The following is an 18,172-nucleotide window of genomic DNA, read 5'->3' on the forward strand; positions in this document are numbered from 1 at the left end:
CTCCAATGAGCGGAGTTGAGCTATGGTTCAGGATGTGCTTTCGTCGCCGTCTTCGCCGACCACGGTGCTCGTGAGGCTGCCGCCGACGACCGTCATGTCGATCGCGTTCTGCTGCAGGTTTGCACCGAGGACGATTTCCTGGTTGAAGGCATGCGTCTCGACGAAGGCATCGGCCGATGCGCTGCTCGTGCCGGTGACGAAACCGTCGTCACCATTGCTCGAGCCCCATGTGCCGCCGTCCCCGCCGGCCCCACCGAAGCCGGTGGTGGCGATGCCGCCCATGCCGCCCGCAGCACCAGAGCCGCCGATTGCCCAGCCGCCGACCGCACCGCCGCCGGTTCCATCGGCCCAGGCGCCGCTCAGGGCGTCTCCGCCCTCGCCGCCGTATGCCAGGGCATCACCGCCCAGGGCATCGCCACTGGTCGCAGCGCCGCTGACACCGGCCCCGCCGGTACCAGCACCGCCTGCGGCGCCATTGCCGCCGGCACCGCTACCGGCACCTGCACCGAACCCAGCGCCGAGGCCTGCACCGAGGGCGTCGCCGCCGGCACCGCCAGAGCCGCCAAATCCGCCAACGCCACCGTTTCCGCCATCGGCATCGCCGCCTTCGCCGCCTTCGCTGTCTCCGCCGTCGCCAGCGTCTCCACCTTCGCCACTTTCATTGTTGACGAAGATCGGATTGATGAAGCCGAGGCTGCCGCCGACGAGAGCGCCCGCATCGCCGCCGGTGGAATCGCCGCCGGTACCGCCGTTACCTGCGTTGCCGCCATCGGCATTTCCGGCATCTCCGGCGTCTCCGCCATCGGCATCACCACCTTCGTCGCCATTGCCGGCAAATGCCAGCCCAGCACCGAGGCCCAGGCCCAGGCCGAGGCCGAGGCCCAGACCGTCGCCGCCGTTTCCGCCGCGACCACCATTGCCGTTTCCGCCATTGGCTTCGCCGCTGTCAGCTTCACCGCTGTCGGCATCGCCACCATCGGCATCTCCGCCGTCGCCTTCACCGCCGGCCGCTACACTTGCCGCCAGGCCGCCGAGGCCAATACCGCCAAGGGCAAAGCCGCCAAGGGCTGCGCCGCCGCTTCCACCGTTGCCGCCGTTGGCGTCAGCATTGCCGCCGCCGTCGCCGCCAGCGGTATCGGTGCCAATGCCTTCCGACGCGATCGCAATGCCACCGTCCGGATGAGCATCAAGATCGAAGGAGCCGCCATTGTTGACAGACGCGCTGCCGAGATGATCATTGTCCTGGATGTTGGCGACTTGCGAGATGACATTGGCGACGTCGTTGCCGGCGCCGGTCAAGGCGTCGTTCAGAACATCGTCGATGCGGATGTTGAACATTCCGTCGATATCGCTGTTGTCGATATCGGCAAAATCGTTGTCCTCCGGCAGATACTCGTCAAGATCCAGCTCTACATCGACGGTTACATCGACGGTCGTCTCGCTGACATTTTCGTTGAAGTTGGCATTGCCGTTGAGGTTAGCGTTGCCATTGCCGTTAAGGTTGAGGCTGCCGTTGCCGTTAAGGTTGAGGCTGCCGTTGCCGTTGAGGTTCAGGTTGCCGTTGCCGTTGCCGTTGTGATTGACCGACTCGCTGCTCTGGCCCTGATACTGGCCCTGGCCCTGATCGGACGACTGCTGCTGCTGCTGGCGTTCTTGCTGCTCCTGCTGTTGGCGTTCTTGCTGTTGCTGCTGCTGTTCTTGGCTGTCATCGTCGAACAGATCGTAAAAGCTACGCTTTGCCATGACATTGTCCTTTAAATAGAGCGACGCCACGACCACCATTCATCTTCTTTGGAGGCCTTTGTTCGTCGCTGTTGAAGCAAACATGCTTAATCGAGGCGATAGGGCGCGCATTGACGCGGCCATCAGCCGGCTCTTTGTCCATGATGTCTGTTTTTCGTCTCCTCCTCTATTCTCCCCGGTCCTCCCGAAAGGCCTTGAGCGGGCGCTCGCTTGACCGCGTACTCGCGACATCGCGTCCATGAAGCAGCGTCCGTTCTTCAAACGCTTCGGACGGCGCATACTGTGGCGCGATTGGGTAGAAGAGATAAGGTAATATATCGATCTAGCGCGGCTGGCTGACCGACGGCGTAGGATAATCAAATAGGTGTAGGGGACATGACCAAGAAGACGTAAGGTCTGGCTTCGGTATTTCTCCCTGCGAACGAGCAGATTTTTTGCAAAACGCAAAAGAGATCATAAATTCACGTTTTGTTCCAGTGGAAATAAGCTTTTTGGCTATAAAGCATCATCAATTCGATCTATTTTATAGCTTATTCGGTCTATTCCCAACCCTCTGGTCCTGGTTTACCGTCTCCCGGAAAAAGAGGCGAGAAGTGCGTTTCGCATATGCGCCCGACAAAAGGGAGGGAATTTCCTCATGCAAGTTTCGCATACTGCTTCGCAACATGCCGGCTTGGATCTGACAGGTTCTTTGTCGACGATGAATGCTGCCCGGACACTGCTTTTCATCTGCTCACCGGGGACGATATCCACCGCAATGATTGCCGCTATAGAGAGTGAATTTCCCTGGCTCTCAGTGAAAACGGTCTCCGATCTGCAGTCCGCTCTAATAGAGCTCGATATCTCGGTTCAGCTTGTGCTGGCGGATACCGTATTTGCTCCGGCCCTGCGCGAGCATTGGCCAAAACTCGCAAGGCTTCATCATAATGTCAGTGTTGCGCTCATCGGCAACGGCGACGATATGACTTCAAGTGAGATGCAGAGGGCGGAAATCATCCAGGGAATCGTGCCGTTCAACGTCAATCTGGATGTGTTTCTGTCGATCCTCCGCATCATATTGAAGGGCGGTCGATATTTCCCTTCGAGATATCCTCTCTTGCAGCAGGAGGTGCCTCCGGAAAAAAGCCGCGATGGCTCCGAAACCCAGTTCCGGCAACAGGTTTCCAGTGGTTCCCCTGTTCGAATGCTTGACAGGCTGACAAAGCGTGAGAGGGAGATCCTGGCCAGGATAGCAATGGGCAATCAAAACAAGATCATTGCCGCCACCCTCGGTCTGTCCGAACATACGGTCAAAATTCATATTCACAACATCATCACCAAGCTCGGCCTACACAATAGGACTGAGGTCGTCGCTCTGTATTTTGAGCAAAGACGCAAGGATACCGCTGGCAATGCACACGATCCCAACCGTCGCCAAGACGGCGGCAAACGCTCAGATAACGAATAGCAGGCTTCAGGCGATCCTGCTCCTGATCGGGCAGTTGAACTATACCTGGACCAATACCGAAAGCCTGCTCATTCACATGATTGCCGGCCTTGCCAATGTGGATAAGGAAACGGCGATCGTCATTTTCCTGACTTTGAATACGACCCGGGCGCGTATCGATCTCGTCGAGCGGCTGACCAAAATGAAGAAGACGCCGGCGACCTGCCGCCGAGAAGTCCTCGATGCCACTCGCCGTCTTTCAGACGAGGCAAAACTTCGCAACAAATACAATCATTGCATCTATTCTTTCGATCCCGACAGCGGTCGCAGCATTACGCAATCAATGCGGATATTCGAAAGCAGGGATGAAATCAAATACGGAAAGATAGAGGAGCTCGACGGAGCGGAAATCGGTCGAATACAGGAAAGCATCAATTCTCTCGTGAGGATCAACCGGATGTTCTGGGACATCACGGAACGTTATGGCTTTCCGAAATAGAGCGGGTGATCGGGCGGTCTGGTCCGGGAATAGTTCGTTTGAACAACTTGCAACCTGCGATCTCGACCGGCCCTTATACGCCGTGGCCGGCGGGCCGCTTCGCTCTAGGCGCATCCGGACGGTATCTCGTATCAGGCGCGTCACGACTCGGGCGAGATCTGCGTCGCCTTGTTCGAGCGCGACGACATGCGGTTCGCCGTCGACGCGGCGACGCCGTTTTCGGCACCTCAGTGGCGATCGCCGGCATGCTGGATAGCCATGGCAAGTCGCCGTCGCCAGGCGCAGGCCCGTAGGCGAAAGAAGAGAGGCCACCCATCATTCAGGGCCAGCGGTTCTTCCCACAGTTGCCATCGTAGAACGACGATGCCGCTCTTCCAGCGTCTCGAAATGGTCAGCGATCTCCCGGCCTGTCGCGATCCAGACGTCGGATTTCTGCCGAGCATGGAGGAGGAAGTCGCGCAGCAGATGCCAGCGCATCGGGCGGCCGGAAACCTGTGGATGGAGCACCATCGTCGTTACGCCACCCCAGGCATGGGTGGCTTCGAACTCGTCGATCCACAGCGACAGGACGGCATCCCGGCCGAAGATCGGCCGGGGACTCGTCCGGCTAGACATGCCAAAATTCCAGTCGTCGAAAGCGAAATTCACCGGGATCTCGACGATGCCCTCCTGATCGCCTTGGCCGGCATGCCGATAGGGCAAAATATCGTCGCGGAAGGAACTGGAATAACGCACGCCGCTCTTGGCAAGGTAGGCGAGCAGTTCGGGGAAATTTTCGCCCGACGGCGCCCTGTAGCCGACCGGGCGGACGCCGAGTGCGGTCTTCAGTGCGTCAAAGCCGCGGTCGATCTCCTCGAAGGTTTCATCAAGGCGTTCGCGATCGGGCATCTTGTGCAGGTAGCCGTGATGGCCGATCTCGTGGCCGCCCTTCAGGATGTCCTCGCAGGCGGCCTGATGGGCAAGCGCCGTCCAGCCGGGCGTGAAGAAGGTTGCCTTGAGCGACAGTTCGTCCATCAACTGGAGGATTTTGGCGATGCCGACGCGTGCGTCGTAGCCGCCATGCGAGGTTGTCACCATGCGGTCGATATTCGATGGGTTGTTGCCGATCCAGGCGGTCTCCGCATCGACGTCGAACCCAATGAAAAGCGCGCTTCGGGCGCCGTTCGGCCAGATCATCGGCGGAGTTTTGGGAGCCGGGTTGAGAGGCCGCGGAGAGAGATCGTAACTCATCCTGTCTCCTTAGAGGAAAAGCGTGCGTTGGTCGGCATTGCCGGCGAGGAGGGGAAGAAGGGCGCTGGCATCATCCAGCGTATCGAGGGCGTGAATAGCTTGCCATAGCTTCTCGGCTGAACCGGGCGTTATGCTCATCTTGGCAAGCACATGGAACTTGGCGGCGACGTCCTCGGAAGACATTGGCCGTTCCGCCGATCCGGTCGCGCGAGGCACCATGCGCGACATCCGCACTCCATCCGCAAATTCGAGGGTCACGACGGGTTCGTCCATGGGATGCATCGTATTGTCGACGGAAAGCTGCATTCGGGCCATCATGGCGGCAATGCGCGGGTCAGCCCGGCGCTCTTGCGCATAGGCTTCCAGCCCGGCACTGCCGTGGACGCAGCGTGCGGCAAGCGCGTAGGGAAGGCTCATCTGGGTTGGCGCCATCGCACCGTTTTCCTTGGCGCCGCACATGCCCATCAGCATGGCGCTCATGGCAAGCTCGATCTGTTTGATATCGCCCGCCGCCCGCCCGCTTTGGGCAAGCATGTCATTCAACGCGTCGATGGCCGAGTGAGCGCCGCGGCAGGACGCATAGGGTTTAAGCACGGCGCGGCGGATTTTGAAGTTCTCGCCGAGCGCCTCGGTCAGTTTCTCTGGTTCGCAGGCCGCCTTGTTGAAGGTGCGGAAGAAGCCGCCCCAGACGTCGTCGAAGACTTGTGATGGGCCGGCAAATCCGTCCGCGGCCAGCTTGGCAGCCAGAAGTCCGCCCTCGGCCGCACGGCCCGCATGGACTTTCTTGGCCTGCGAGCCGTCATGGATGAATGCCCAGAGGCCGGAGGAAAAACTCGTCGAAAGCGTGATCGCATCGCGGGTCGCGGAAGGATCGAGGTTGAAAATACGAGCCGCTGCGGCGGCTGCCGCAAACGTGCCGCATGTCGCGGTCGAATGCCAGCCGAGGCTGTTATGGGCGTCGTAGCCGCCAGCGGCCTCCAGTATGCGCCTGCCGGCATCGTAGCCGGCAACGATGGCTGCAATCAGTTCTTTCCCGCTCACCGGTTGGCGCGCCTCGCTGATTGCCGCAAAGACCGCCGGAACGACGACCGCGCCGGAATGGTCGCAGCCACCGGAATCGTCGAGTTCAAAGGCGTGGGCGGCGACGCCGTTGACGAGAGCCGCATCGCGGGCATTGAGCTTGCGGTCGGTGCCCCAGACGAGTGCGGTCCCAGGTGCATTGGCAACGCGACTTGCAGTTCGGAATTCTTTCGAGCGGGTGCCCGCAAGTGCCGCCGCAAGCGTATCGGCGAGATGGGTCTTGGTTTTTTCGACCACGTCGCGCGGCAGATCTTCGAACTGCAGCATCGAGATAAGCTGGGCCAGCCGGTCGATAGGCCTCATGTCCGACATGAAAGACATGGTCTATATTCCTGAATAAACTCGCATAATCTTTCGCAGATCAGGGATCGGTTCTGCGTCGGCCGCCGCCCCGGAGAAGGAAGGCTCCGGCTTGATGCCGGAGCCTGGTCGTCGTTATTTCGCGGCTTCGCCGTTGACATAGATGCCGTCGAGCATCGTGCCTTCGAGGCCATGGGCGGCGAAGATCTTCTTGTATTCGCCGTTGTCCATCAGCGCCTTCAATGCTGCGGCATAGGCGTCGCGCAGTTCGCTGTCCTTCTTGGCAAAGCCGATACCCTGATAGACGGCGGTGAAGGGCTCGCCGACAAGCGCGTAAGTGTCTTTCTCCAGCGTCATCAGATAGGGCAGGGTTTCGGAACCCTGGACGGCAGCGTCGACGCGGCCCTGCTTGAGCTGGGCACGGGCGTCGGCGGAACCTTCGGTGCCGACGACCTTGATTGCCGGCTTGCCGGCTGCTTCGCAGTTGGCGGCGCTCCATTTTGCGGTTTCATCCGGGAAGGATGTGCGGCGGCTCATGCCGACGGTTTTGCCGCAGAGGTCGACCGGCGACTTGAATTCGTCCTTGCTCGCGGCGGCAGTGTAGAACTGGGCGCCGGACTTCATATAATCGACGAAGTCGAGCGTGTCGCGGCGCTTCGGCAGGTCGCTCATGCCGGAGTGGATGAGGTCGACGCGGCCGGTCGTCAGCGAGGAAATCATCTGTTCGAAGCCGATGTCCGACCATTCCACCTCAACGCCGAGTTGCTTGGCGAGCGCCACGCCGAGGTCGATGTCGACGCCCTTGAGTTCGTTGGTCGCGGGATCTCGATATTCCATCGGCGGGTAGTTGGGCTGGTTGGCGACCACGACCTTGCCGGCGGACTTGACGCGCTCAGGCAGTTCCGCGGCGATCGCGGATGTGGCGGCGAGGCTTGCCACGGCGAGTATGACGAAGTGTTTATTCATGAAGTTCCCCTTGCTGGTCTCATCTGGGACGACGGCCAGTTATGCCGTCGCTGCTTGCCTCAGCTTTGAACGGCCTTGATGAATTCTGCCGTTCTGGCGCTTTTCGGAGTGCTGAGAACCTCCGATGCCAATCCTGTTTCGACCACCTTGCCGGCTTCCATGAAGGTCACGGTGTTGGCGACGTTGCGGGCGAAGCCCATTTCGTGGGTGACCACGATCATCGTCATGCCGGAGGATGCGAGGTCGCGCATCACGTCCAGCACTTCCGAGACAAGTTCCGGGTCCAGCGCCGAAGTCGGTTCATCGAAGAGAATAAGGTCAGGCTGCATGCCCATGGCCCGCGCGATCGCCACCCGTTGCTGCTGTCCGCCGGAAAGCTCCGAGGGATAGTGGTCCTTCTTGTCTGCGAGGCCGACGCGTTCGAGCAGCGTTTCGGCTCGCTCGCGGGCTTGCCTGGCTGGCTCGCCAAGGACCTGGACTGGACCTTCGACGATGTTTTCGAGCGCAGTCATATGCGGGAAGAGGTTGAAGCGCTGGAAGACCATGCCGATGCGGCGGCGCTGCTGCGAGATCTCCACATCGGAGATTTCATGTAACCGGTCGCCTTCGCGGCGGTAGCCGACCAGTTCGTTGTTGACCCAGATCGCGCCGCCATCCAGGCGCTCCAGCAGGTTGATGCAGCGCAGGAGGGTACTCTTGCCGGAGCCTGAAGGGCCGATGATGCAGCTCACTTCGCCGCGCGTTACCTCGAGATTGACCTTGTCGAGAGCCAGAAAGTTTCCGAAATGCTTGGTGACGTCGACGGCCTTGACGATGATGTCGTTGCTCATGTGATCCTCCTCCATCAGACCGAAGACCGGATCGATTTGATGCCGCGACCGAAGTAGCGCTCGATATAATATTGGCCGACCGAAAGAATGGAGACGACGAACAGATACCAGAAGCTCGCAACCAGCAGCAGTTCGAGCACGCGGGTATTGGCGAAATAGATGATCTGCGCGTTATGCAGGATTTCGGAATACTGGATGACGCTGGCAAGCGACGTCAGCTTGACCATGCCGATGACTTCGTTGCCGATCGGCGGGATCATCACGCGCATGGCCTGCGGCAGCACGATGCGGCGCAGCATCTTCATGTGGGTCATGCCGATCGAGCGCGCGGCTTCATACTGGCCGCTATCGACGGAGAGAAGTCCGCTCCGGACGACTTCGGATGTGTAGGCACCCTGCGAGATCCCAAGCCCCAGCATGGCGGATACGAAGGGAGTCATGATGTCGACGGTCCGGAATTCGAAGAGGCCGGGAATGCCCATGGTCGGGAAGATCAGCGCAAGGTTGAACCACAGCATCAGTTGCAGAAGTGCCGGTGCTCCGCGAAAGACCCACACATAACCCACCGCGATCGAGGACAGTACCGGATTGCCGGAAATACGCATGATGGCGATCACGACGCCAAGCACGATGCCGAGTGTCATGGCGGCGACGGTCATCAGCAGCGTGTTGCCGAGACCGGCGATGATGGTGGGCGCGAACAGGAAGTCGCGCACATAGCTCCATTCGATCTGGCCGACGCTGAAGGCGCGGACGAGGGCTGCGAAAAGCAGCAGCACCACGGCGGCTGCGACGGTTCGGCCGATGTGCCGTTTGGGCACCAGCGTGAGATGGGCAATCTCGTATTTGCCGATATCGCCTGTGGTCCTGATCGTCGTGGCGTTCATCGGGCGACCTGCTCCTTTCCCGCCTTGTCGCCATGCGGAGACGGCGAGGCGGCGGTCGATGCGGCGGCGAAGGCGCGGCAGGTTTCGAGCGTCTCGGAGAAACGGTCGATCTGCTCCCGCACGCGTTGCGGTGCGGTCGAGCCGTAGCCGGTCCGGCTGGCGAGTGCATGTTCGAGCGTGATGGCTTTCAGCATATCAGGCGTCAGCCGCGGATCGATGTTCGGAAGGTCTTCCGCAGTCAGGCCGGAGAGATCGTGGCCGCGCTCTTCACAATAGCGAACCACGGCGCCGGTGATCTCGTGTGCCTCGGCGAACGGGACGTTCTGTCCGACAAGCCAGTCTGCAACTTCGGTTGCCAGCGTGAAGCCGCGAGGCGCTTCCTGCCTCAGCCTGTCCACCTGGAAGTCCAGCGTTTCGACCATTCCGGCAAAGGCCGGCAGGATGAGTTGCAGGACGTCGATGGTCTCGAAGAGGGCCCGCTTGTCTTCCGCCAGGTCGCGATTGTAGGCAAGCGGCATTGCCTTCATCGTTGCCAGGAAACCCGCGATGTTGCCGATCAGCGTCCCCGACATGCCGCGCGTGAGTTCGGCGATATCGGGGTTCTTCTTCTGCGGCATGATCGATGAGCCGGTCGAATAGGAATCGTGCAGGCGCACCCAGCTGAACTGTTTGGAGCTCCAGATGCAGATTTCCTCGGCGAGCCGCGAGAGATCGACCGCGACGAGCGAACAGATGAACAGGAATTCCGCCACGACGTCGCGCGAGGCGACGGCATCGATCGAGTTCTCGCACGCTGCCGAATAGCCGAGCTCAATGGCGGACAAGTCAGGACGGCAGGCAATGCCGGAGCCGGCAAGCGCTGCCGCGCCGAGCGGCGACCGGTCGAAGCGGCGGTCGAAATCGATGAAGCGCTGCAGGTCCCGAAACAGCGACTGGGCATGCGCCATCAGGTGATGGCCGAGCACGACGGGCTGCGCCGGCTGCAGGTGAGTGAAGCCGGGCATCACCGTTTCGGTGTGTTGTGCAGCCTGCTTCCGGATCGCCTCTTCGACAGCGATGACGCCGGCGCTCAATTCGCGCGCCATGCGGCGCAGGTAGAGGCGGGTGTTGTTGGCCGTCTGGTCGTTGCGCGAGCGGCCGGCCCTAAGCTTGCCGCCGAGCGTGCCGAGGCGTGCCATGAGGAGGCGTTCGAGGAACGTGTGAACGTCCTCATCACCCGGGATCGGTGTTTCGCGCCCTGCGGTAACGTCCGTTTCGATATCGTCGAGCGCCTTGCGGATCGCGGCAAATTCGCTTTCGTCCAGAACGCCGGCCCGCTTCAGCTCGGAGGCATGGGCTCGCGACCCTGCAATGTCTTCGCGGTAGAGACGGAAATAGGAGGCAGGTGCCCGAGACAGATTCGCCAAGGCTTCGGATGGTCCGGATTTGAAGCGTCCGCCCCAGAGCTGCGTGGGTTCAGCCATTCATCTTCCCCTGTTTGTCTAAACTTTTGGCAAGGCTTGCACGTGCTCCTTTGTTGAACAAGCGAAGTTATTTCGTGGTCCCTATGACGAAAGCGACTAGCTCCAATATGCCATTCGGCCTACTGTGATCCTTGGACGGATTTCCCTTGTGAGGACGGAATACAGCGCGGGCAGACATGGCGTGGAGACAGGAATGACTTCGGGGCGGCAACTGCCTTCAACGACGGCGCTGAGGGTCCTGCTGGCGGTTGCGGAGCGCGGTTCGACCAGTGCTGCCGCAGACAGCACGAACCTTACGCAAAGCGCAGTCAGCAAACAGCTGTTATCGCTCGAGAGGCTGATCGGCAGTCCGGCTTTCGTCCGGACACCGCGCGGCATGGTTCCGACGGAGGTGGGGACCATCTATATCGAGCATGCGCGCACGGCGCTGAAGGCGATGGAGGATGCGGCGCTCAGGGTTGCGCGGCTGAAGCCCGGCCCTCGCGTCCTGCGCCTGCAAGTGCCGCCGATCTTTGGCGATCGCTGGCTCCTGCCGCGTTTTGCCGGATTTACCGCAGCCCATCCCGAGATCGAGGTGCAGTTCACGACTTTCGTGTCGCCGACACAGTCGGAAGTCCCTGACGGCATATTTCGTTTTCTCACCCAACCTTTGCCGGGCGAACACACCCGCTACCTTTTTGGTCGCGACGTCCTGCTCGTGAGCGCGCCGTCCTACTGGCAACAGGTCGGGCATCCGCATACTATCGAGGAACTGGCGAGCGGCGTCATGCTGGAGCATCCCCAGACGCCGCTGCATTGGCGCCATTTTGCGGCAAGCTCCGGCCATCCGGGGCTTGAAGTGCGACATACGACAAGGTTTGGTTATTATACCATGGTCATCCGTGCGGCACTCGCGGGGCAGGGGATGGCGCTCATCCCCCGCGGCCTGATTCTCGAAGACCTCGCCGCCGGCCGGTTCGTCAATCCGCATGGCTTCGCCTATCGAAGCGACTACGGTTACTGGTTCGCTCGGCCCGAGAACATCGCCTCGAGCGAATCCATGTGCATCTTCGAAAAATGGTTAGGTGCGATCGCCGAGGATATGCAGGACTAAGTTGTCCGCGTCATTGCTCTGCAGCTTCACCCATCGCATCCGCTAGGCGATCAAGGGCCGATTTATCCAAGCGATAGAACAGCTTGTCCGGTTTTCGGCTGCCGCCGATATCGTCGTAGAAGGACAGGAGCCTGAGGTTTTCCGGATCCGCCGTCCAGTCGATACGGGAAAGTCCCCGATCGCGGGCTACGCTGGCCAGGGCCCGCATGAGGAGGCGACCAAAGCCTTTATCTCTATGCCGGTTGCCGACATAAAGTTCCTTCAGGAACAGGCCGGGCCGCAGGTACGGGCCAGGATAGATTCCGGAAAAAGCCGCGAAGCCGACAAGAGCGTCGTTTTCAGCTGCGATCAGGATTTCCGCCCCAGGCGGCCGTCCCTCGATGCCGGCGACTATTTCCGGATAAGTCGGGCTGGGTACCTGGTAGTGGTCCTGCATCTCCTGCATAACCGCGGCCAAGCTTGAGATGAGAGAATCTCGGGGCTCCAGCAAGCGAATGACGACGGACATGGCTTCTCCTCCTGAGCAGTTTCCATTGTAACAGGAGGCCGGATATTGCATTACCCTGTGGCCATCATGTCTCACTGAGGTCCGTACTGCTACCCTTGGCGCGGGCGAGGCGCAACCTGTCAAGTCGCACAGATCCGTCATCATCAACTACCAGCCAGTTGTCGAGATGATTTATGAGTTGTTCGATGTAGCGCGGGACGCAAATTCAGGTAAGCAGGTGAGAACTGCCGTTAGTGCGGCACCACCGCGAAGAGGTCGGTTATCCAGTACAAATTCGGTCTCCGGCGGCGGCGGGAGTTGCAGGCAGACAAGAATGTCCGTATCGGCCAAAATAGATTGCCGAGGTTCAAGAGGTACCTCTTAGCTTTAACTCGTCCCTCAAACGCAAAAGTTCGGCGAAATAGTATCGCTCGCCCGTTTTCTTTGCGAGAGCGAGGGCCTGTTGCACCGTATCTGACGCTTCCGCAATCCGACCCAATCTAAGATAGGTTTCGGCAAGGACACCTAGATAACAGGTTTTATCGATCTCCTGCTCGCCCATGTTGTCGCAGATGTGCCGCATTTGATCGAGGCCAGATGCATCCTGGCGAGTCACCACAAGCATCCAGCCCTGAAAGAACGTCGCCATGTTCAGCCAGAGCTGAAATCCATTCTTTCTCGCCAACGGTATGAGTTCGTTGATCATCGGTTCGAGCATTGTCGCATCATGACGAAGGGCCATGAGGATACAGCCGTTGCCGAGACATGCCGCAAGTCGATAGTCGGTTTGCTGACGCGCCTGCGCTTCGGCCTGCTGGAACAGCGCCAAGGCTTCCTTTCCCTCGCCAAGAAGCTGCAGTGTCCAAGAGAGATAGATCATCGACATGCTGGGGAAGTCGCTTCCTATCTCTTCGGCGGCCGCCTGATATGCCAGTGCTTGCTCCAGATATGGCCGGGCCTCATCGAACCGCCCCCGTGAGAATGCACACATGCCCAGAAACTGCATGCCCAGAACAAGGGCTCTGATGTTTTGCCGGTTTCGCCCTATGTCGACTAGCTGATTGCTTGCCCATTCTGCGTCATCGAAGCGGGCAGAATTAAATGCGGTGCCGAATAAACCATCCAATGCTCGGATAGCGGCCTCCGCGTCACCCAATGCCTCGCTAAGCCGCATCACATTGCGGTAGGCAGCGCTTCCCTCGCGCGTGACGTACCCGTATGTTGCATACAACACATCGCCGCGTTCTAGCTCCAACCGCAGTTCCCTGCGGTCTCGATCGCTGGACGGTGGCAGCTTTTGCAGACAAGCCAGCCCTTTGGCAAACATGTTCGCAGCTTCAACTTTCGCCCACGTCTGCCCGAGTTTCAGTCCCGCATGCAGCCACTGATCGGCGGCGCGCTCGAATTGCCCCGCCTCATATAAATGCTGCGCCAGTACCTCCGGATGTTCAATGGCAGTGCTTGGCTCCGTTTCTTCGATTGTCTGGGCCACCCGCGCGTGGAGTAGTCGCCGCTTCTCGCGGAGCAGCGCTCCGCAGGCAGCCTCCTGCAACAATACATGTGTGAATGCGTATCTCGGCCAGTCGGCGAAGGGCTGCGGTGATATCAGGCCGACCTCGGTCAAACGTTCCAGTTGCAGCTTCAGCGCCTCCACAGATACATTGGCAACTCGCGACAGCATCCTCATGTCAAACTCGCGCCCGATAACCGCGGCAACCTGTGCGATTGTCTTTCCCTGCCCAAGTTTGTCGAGTCTCGCGAGCAGGGCGGACTGAAGATTGTTGGGAACCTCAATGGGAGTGTCGCTTGCGTTCGCAGGGGGGCCAAAGGCTGTTAACTCCGCAGCAGATCTTGCAAGCTCTTCCACGTATAGCGGCACCCCCTCCGCCTTCCTGACCAGCGATTGGGTTACCGCCGATGCGAGCTTGATCCCTTGGGTGGCGCTTTCGATGAGCGCACCGGTTTCTTCGCGGCTGAGACGTCCGAGTTTCAGGCAATCTATGGCCGGTCGCCGATCCCCGAACCTCACCACGTCGTTACGCGAGGTTATCAGCACAAGCGCAGGAAAATCGAGGGCCTTGAAAAGCCCATCCAGGAGGTTGCTTGAAGAGGGGTCAATCCACTGCGCGTCCTCGATGGCCAGCAAGAGCGGACCTTGCAGCGTCATATGGCGGAGCCAATCCACAAAGACCTGGCTTACGATCGACTGCTGCTCGCTCGATGTGAGTTCGGAGGGCGGATAGTCCATCTGCTCGAGGAAGAGCAGCCTGGCAAATATCGGAAACGAGACTGACAATGGAACGCCGCTCGTCACGAGGGCGGTTTCGAGCCTTCTCGCGGCATCGGTTGGCGGCAGCGCATTGGTGATACCGGATTCTTGTCTGAGCAGTTGCAGGAAAGGGAAAAGGGCGCTGTTGCTGTAAGCGGCGGAACACTGCGCAATTAACGTTTTTTTTGCCTGTATTCTCTTGGCGACTTCGAATAGGAGCCTTGATTTCCCAATTCCAGGTTCTCCGCAGATCAGCAGCCAGCGCGCGACACCTTGCTTGGTGATCAGCCTCCAAAGAGCAAGAACCTGCTCGATCTCGCTCCTTCGCCCGATCAGTCGCGTAATCCGGGCTTTGCTAAATCTGTCGCTGCTCGGCAGGGCCCCGCTGGCACGCCAGATGTGGATCGGCTCGGCAAAGCCCTTCACAACTGTAGCGCCAAGATCCTGAAATTCGTAGGCGCGGCGGGCCGATGCGTATGTGCTCTGATCGACGAGGATCGTCTGCGGAGGCGCCAATACTTGCAGTCGCTGTGCGAGATTGGGTACCGGTCCGAAAGCCACGGTCGGCAAACCAGGCGGTGCTCCCTCGACGTCGCCCATCACGACCAGTCCGCTGGCGATCCCAATCCGAATGTTCAGCGGCGTTTGGTCAGGGACCTCGATCCGAGGAACTGCCAGCAACAGGTCGAACGCAAGATCGAGAGCGCGCTCCCCATCATTCTCTTCCGCGACTGGATAACCGAACAGAACCTGGAGGGCATCGCCAGCGTAGTTGGCGACGAAGCCGCCATGCGATCTGGCAAGACCGCCGCAGCGGGTAAGGTAGCTCTGTGTCAGATCGCTGAAATCTTCCGGATCAAGCCGCGCCGCATATTCTGTCGATCCCACCATGTCGCAAAACAGAATGGTCACCTGGCGGCGCTCTGGCGGACTGCGTTGCGCTTTCGCATCGCCCGGCTGCTCCATTGCTGCAATAGCCGCCACCAGCTTCCGCCTCGGGCCAATCGGGATTCGCAACTCGCGCAAATCTCTGTCGTTGAGCAACCTCAGGCTTTCGAGATCGATCTGGGCGCGAGCGAACTTCTGCGCAAGTTGCGCTAGTCCCACAGCGGTCAGCCATTTTTCAATGTCGCTCACAGTGCCTCCTTCATAGGGATGAAGGTTGCTAACTTAATTGCGCTCTACATAGCCTCAGGCTACATTAGTAAATTGAGATATCCAAGAAGTAGGGCCGGCATGCCAAATCTATAACGAGCGCAGAACACTTCGTACGCTCGGCCGCCATTATACTGACGCAGCACACGATCATCGCACGGCAGATTATCATCTGAACTCGCAGTTTTTCAAATCTGCAATCGATAGACGCTATGGAAGAGGTGTTCGAATGTGGGAGTTAGTCAAAGTCGCGATATTCGCGACCTTTATCGCGATCATTGCGCCTCAGGTTCTCCTGGCGCAGGAATGTCCAACCCAGGATGAGAAAATTTGGGCAGAATTCTCAGGCGTGGGTTCAAGCTATCGGCCAGTAACCATCGAGGAGCGTAACGCTGTCATGGATACTCTGGCCCGATATGCATGGGCAATGGACAATAGAGATTCCGCCATGCTTGCGCAGGTCTTTACCGAAGACGCGGAATACTATCTTTGCGGCCTCGATTCGGACTCTGCTCAGGAACGCGCCGCGCTCTTGAAGGGCATCTCAAGTCATTTTGGCAGCGTGTTTGCAAGGCTAGATGTGGGGCATGCACTGGCCCGCAGATCGTTTACGAACGCCTTGATGGGCAAGAAAGCGGATGGCGACATCGATGTAATCGTATCTGTCGTTGTCTTCATACAATCTCTGAATATCAGCAGCCCGCAAGTCGACTACACGGCGAACCTGATCGCCACGCTTCGACAGATCCAAGGGATCTGGAAGATCAGGATTTTGAAGGTGATCACAGACGACACGGGCATCAGGATACGAGCGAGATGAAGCGGGCATCGGCCGTAACCCATGGCCGAGCCCCGCCTGCGACACGCCGTGCTCCAGTAGCAATCGCTGGCCTGTTTTTTGTTCTCGTCGTCACAGGAAGCCCCGCGACGCCCGCATCGGTGGGCGACGAGATCGGAACCAGTGTCTTTGCGCCCGAAGACAATCGGCGCTTTGGCGAGATTGTCGAAGCATGGAATGCCGACATCCTTTGGGAGCCGGCCGCGGTTAGCCAGGACCCGATCACGAAATTTGGGGACGAAGCCAGAGCGGTGTTTGGGCCCATTCCGCCAGGCGACTGCAATGCCCCGGATTCAAGGCGTCTGATCCTGGAGGTTGATGGCAACAGCGTTGATCTGGCACCGAACCTGAGCAAGCCCGGATTTCCCCTGGAGTTCGAACACAGGGATGTCGACGGCAATCTGGTCAGAAGAACGACAAGCCTGCCAAAGTGTGACAAGCCCTCGCTGGCGGCGTCAGCCTACTGTGCCATGAACTCCCGGCTGGCCCATGTAAGCCTCAATCACGTCTCGTGGACGTTCCTGTGCAGGAAGTCTTCAAGCAGTCTGGAAGTAGACAATATCGAATATTGGAGGTCCTCCGATCCCAGATTCGCGCTCTACGGTGCAATCGGCTTCAACGATCTGACGGGAGAGATCGCGTTCATCGATGGAAGAAAAGATCGGGATACCTTCGATTGGTCGACGCCTTTTGTTCCTCCAGGAGGGCAGTCCTACTCGGATGTAGCCGGTCGTGCTAGCGCTCGGGAACTTTACGACAAGACATTTAAGGTCGACTGTCATGCGTGCCACGACAACAAGAAGCCCTACGTCATAGATCCGCATGTCAAGCAGGCCAGGGTCGCGTACGCGTCTGGCGATGCAGACGGCAGGGCTGCGGCATTTGCACCAGGTAAATTTCTTCCGGGACGCACCGCCAGGGCCGAGGCACCTTTTCGGGTTATCGGCTCCGGCTACACTGCCGGACGTGCGTTCGAGATGACGCGGGCGAAAGCGGTGGGTTTTCCAGGGCATCCATGCACATCCTGCCATAGCCTTACGACATTGGAGACCGGGCGCCGTTTTGCTGCGGACGCGGTGGGGAAAATGCCGACGATCGCTCGTCCTACGCCAGGACAGCTGGACGCCTTGTTCGAGCAGAAGGTGCTTCTGACCAACGTCAAGAACCATCGTACTGATTGGGCCCTCCGCTCAGGAACAGGCAAGCTTTACCCATGGATGCCTCCGGCCAACGGGGGCGAACTGTCAACATCGTCGCCGGAAATCAGCGATGAGGACTGGAACCGCTTGAGCCAGTGCCTTTGGGATGCGGGAGGGGAAGAATGTGGCTATCAGTCGCTTTACACCGCTTGCCCTGCTCCTGACAAAGACGGTGACGGGTTCGACGCGAAGGATTTTACGACGGAGGTGAACTGGCAGCCGCAAGACCGCGAGCGCCCGGCGCTTCGCTTGAAATGGCGATATTGGAACGGTTATGGAGAGGTGCCAACACGTGACGACGTTCGCTTCAACGTCGCTGTAATTGTAACCGATCTGCCCCCGGACGCGCGCCTGCCTTTCGATTTTGAGTTTCCACCAGTGCCTGCAGCGAAAGGAAGTCAGTTTACCACCACGCGCGGAGAGGTCGGCGTATCCGGTTCAGCCATCGTCTTGAAGAACGCGTCGTTTGCAGGACACAAGAAGTGGACCGATCCCTCACCAGCCATCGCCATGCGAGATTATGCGATTGATGTACCCGCTGTCTGCGGCAAGAGATACCTCTTCCGAGTACTGCCAAAGCGCTTTTGCTTCGACTATAGCGGGGTTGTGTATGGCTCCGGCTACACGGTTCACGCGGATATTGCATGCGGAGGTAGCGCATCGCCACTCAAGCCGTCATACCGATCGAAGTGAAACGGAAACGCGTG

General features: G+C 59.3%; 14 protein-coding genes. 5 read left to right on the top strand and 9 right to left on the bottom strand.

The annotated features are described in order from the left end of the window. Window positions 1-27: 27 nt before the first annotated feature. On the bottom strand, window positions 28-1,743 hold the full coding sequence (locus tag ABK249_RS08440; protein ID WP_348862570.1) for a hypothetical protein: 1,716 nt from the start codon (window positions 1,741-1,743) through the stop codon (window positions 28-30). A 637-nt stretch (window positions 1,744-2,380) separates the two neighbouring features. Here ABK249_RS08440 and ABK249_RS08445 point away from each other — a divergent pair. After that, complete coding sequence (locus tag ABK249_RS08445) at window positions 2,381-3,190, top strand: helix-turn-helix transcriptional regulator (protein WP_152601070.1); 810 nt, start codon at window positions 2,381-2,383, stop codon at window positions 3,188-3,190. Beyond that, window positions 3,135-3,668: a hypothetical protein gene (locus ABK249_RS08450; protein WP_052182745.1), complete on the top strand. Its 534-nt coding sequence runs from the start codon at window positions 3,135-3,137 to the stop codon at window positions 3,666-3,668. The genes ABK249_RS08445 and ABK249_RS08450 overlap by 56 nt, the downstream gene beginning before the upstream one ends. 315 nt (window positions 3,669-3,983) lie before the next feature. Here the strand turns inward: ABK249_RS08450 and ABK249_RS08455 are convergent, their stop codons facing one another. The 6 genes from ABK249_RS08455 to argH all read right to left on the bottom strand — a co-directional run bounded on the left by ABK249_RS08455 (window position 3,984) and on the right by argH (window position 10,424). After that, window positions 3,984-4,898 (bottom strand): polysaccharide deacetylase family protein, encoded by a 915-nt coding sequence (locus tag ABK249_RS08455; RefSeq protein ID WP_052182744.1) that lies wholly within the window; start codon window positions 4,896-4,898, stop codon window positions 3,984-3,986. A 9-nt stretch (window positions 4,899-4,907) separates the two neighbouring features. After that, entirely contained in the window at window positions 4,908-6,299 is a 1,392-nt protein-coding gene (locus ABK249_RS08460) for an MmgE/PrpD family protein (protein WP_348862571.1), read from the bottom strand. 114 nt (window positions 6,300-6,413) lie between these two features. After that, the gene (locus tag ABK249_RS08465; protein ID WP_037148308.1) at window positions 6,414-7,244 is read right to left on the bottom strand and encodes an ABC transporter substrate-binding protein; all 831 of its coding nucleotides are present in this window, start codon (window positions 7,242-7,244) and stop codon (window positions 6,414-6,416) included. Window positions 7,245-7,303: 59 nt separating this feature from the next. Further along, complete coding sequence (locus ABK249_RS08470; protein WP_037148305.1) at window positions 7,304-8,074, bottom strand: amino acid ABC transporter ATP-binding protein; 771 nt, start codon at window positions 8,072-8,074, stop codon at window positions 7,304-7,306. Between the two features lie 14 nt (window positions 8,075-8,088). Beyond that, on the bottom strand, window positions 8,089-8,961 hold the full coding sequence (locus ABK249_RS08475) for an amino acid ABC transporter permease (protein ID WP_052182743.1): 873 nt from the start codon (window positions 8,959-8,961) through the stop codon (window positions 8,089-8,091). After that, window positions 8,958-10,424: an argininosuccinate lyase gene (gene argH, locus ABK249_RS08480; RefSeq protein ID WP_348862572.1), complete on the bottom strand. Its 1,467-nt coding sequence runs from the start codon at window positions 10,422-10,424 to the stop codon at window positions 8,958-8,960. Before argH ends, ABK249_RS08475 begins: the two co-directional genes overlap by 4 nt. Window positions 10,425-10,617: 193 nt before the next feature. Between argH and ABK249_RS08485 the strand changes: the two genes are divergently transcribed. After that, complete coding sequence (locus ABK249_RS08485; RefSeq protein WP_348862573.1) at window positions 10,618-11,517, top strand: LysR substrate-binding domain-containing protein; 900 nt, start codon at window positions 10,618-10,620, stop codon at window positions 11,515-11,517. A gap of 10 nt (window positions 11,518-11,527) precedes the next feature. Here the strand turns inward: ABK249_RS08485 and ABK249_RS08490 are convergent, their stop codons facing one another. Further along, window positions 11,528-12,025: a GNAT family N-acetyltransferase gene (locus ABK249_RS08490; protein ID WP_348862574.1), complete on the bottom strand. Its 498-nt coding sequence runs from the start codon at window positions 12,023-12,025 to the stop codon at window positions 11,528-11,530. A 346-nt stretch (window positions 12,026-12,371) separates the two neighbouring features. Beyond that, entirely contained in the window at window positions 12,372-15,410 is a 3,039-nt protein-coding gene (locus ABK249_RS08495; protein WP_348862575.1) for an adenylate/guanylate cyclase domain-containing protein, read from the bottom strand. 247 nt (window positions 15,411-15,657) lie between these two features. On the opposite strand from ABK249_RS08495, the gene ABK249_RS08500 reads away from it, so the two are divergent. Next, window positions 15,658-16,248: a nuclear transport factor 2 family protein gene (locus tag ABK249_RS08500; RefSeq protein ID WP_037148300.1), complete on the top strand. Its 591-nt coding sequence runs from the start codon at window positions 15,658-15,660 to the stop codon at window positions 16,246-16,248. Then, window positions 16,245-18,158 (top strand): hypothetical protein, encoded by a 1,914-nt coding sequence (locus ABK249_RS08505; RefSeq protein WP_348862576.1) that lies wholly within the window; start codon window positions 16,245-16,247, stop codon window positions 18,156-18,158. The genes ABK249_RS08500 and ABK249_RS08505 overlap by 4 nt, the downstream gene beginning before the upstream one ends. Window positions 18,159-18,172 lie beyond the last annotated feature (14 nt).

Source organism: Neorhizobium phenanthreniclasticum, assembly GCF_040066075.1.
GTDB classification, from domain to species: domain Bacteria; phylum Pseudomonadota; class Alphaproteobacteria; order Rhizobiales; family Rhizobiaceae; genus Neorhizobium; species Neorhizobium petrolearium.

Excerpts from the sequence above, each read along its gene's own strand:
- ABK249_RS08440 (WP_348862570.1), bottom strand. The coding sequence starts at position 1,743 with ATGGCAAAGCGTAGCTTTTACGATCTGTTCGACGATGACAGCCAAGAA.
- ABK249_RS08445 (WP_152601070.1), top strand. The coding sequence starts at position 2,381 with ATGCAAGTTTCGCATACTGCTTCGCAACATGCCGGCTTGGATCTGACA.
- ABK249_RS08450 (WP_052182745.1), top strand. The coding sequence starts at position 3,135 with ATGCACACGATCCCAACCGTCGCCAAGACGGCGGCAAACGCTCAGATA.
- ABK249_RS08455 (WP_052182744.1), bottom strand. The coding sequence starts at position 4,898 with ATGAGTTACGATCTCTCTCCGCGGCCTCTCAACCCGGCTCCCAAAACT.
- ABK249_RS08460 (WP_348862571.1), bottom strand. The coding sequence starts at position 6,299 with ATGTCTTTCATGTCGGACATGAGGCCTATCGACCGGCTGGCCCAGCTT.
- ABK249_RS08465 (WP_037148308.1), bottom strand. The coding sequence starts at position 7,244 with ATGAATAAACACTTCGTCATACTCGCCGTGGCAAGCCTCGCCGCCACA.
- ABK249_RS08470 (WP_037148305.1), bottom strand. The coding sequence starts at position 8,074 with ATGAGCAACGACATCATCGTCAAGGCCGTCGACGTCACCAAGCATTTC.
- ABK249_RS08475 (WP_052182743.1), bottom strand. The coding sequence starts at position 8,961 with ATGAACGCCACGACGATCAGGACCACAGGCGATATCGGCAAATACGAG.
- argH (WP_348862572.1), bottom strand. The coding sequence starts at position 10,424 with ATGGCTGAACCCACGCAGCTCTGGGGCGGACGCTTCAAATCCGGACCA.
- ABK249_RS08485 (WP_348862573.1), top strand. The coding sequence starts at position 10,618 with ATGACTTCGGGGCGGCAACTGCCTTCAACGACGGCGCTGAGGGTCCTG.
- ABK249_RS08490 (WP_348862574.1), bottom strand. The coding sequence starts at position 12,025 with ATGTCCGTCGTCATTCGCTTGCTGGAGCCCCGAGATTCTCTCATCTCA.
- ABK249_RS08500 (WP_037148300.1), top strand. The coding sequence starts at position 15,658 with ATGTGGGAGTTAGTCAAAGTCGCGATATTCGCGACCTTTATCGCGATC.
- ABK249_RS08505 (WP_348862576.1), top strand. The coding sequence starts at position 16,245 with ATGAAGCGGGCATCGGCCGTAACCCATGGCCGAGCCCCGCCTGCGACA.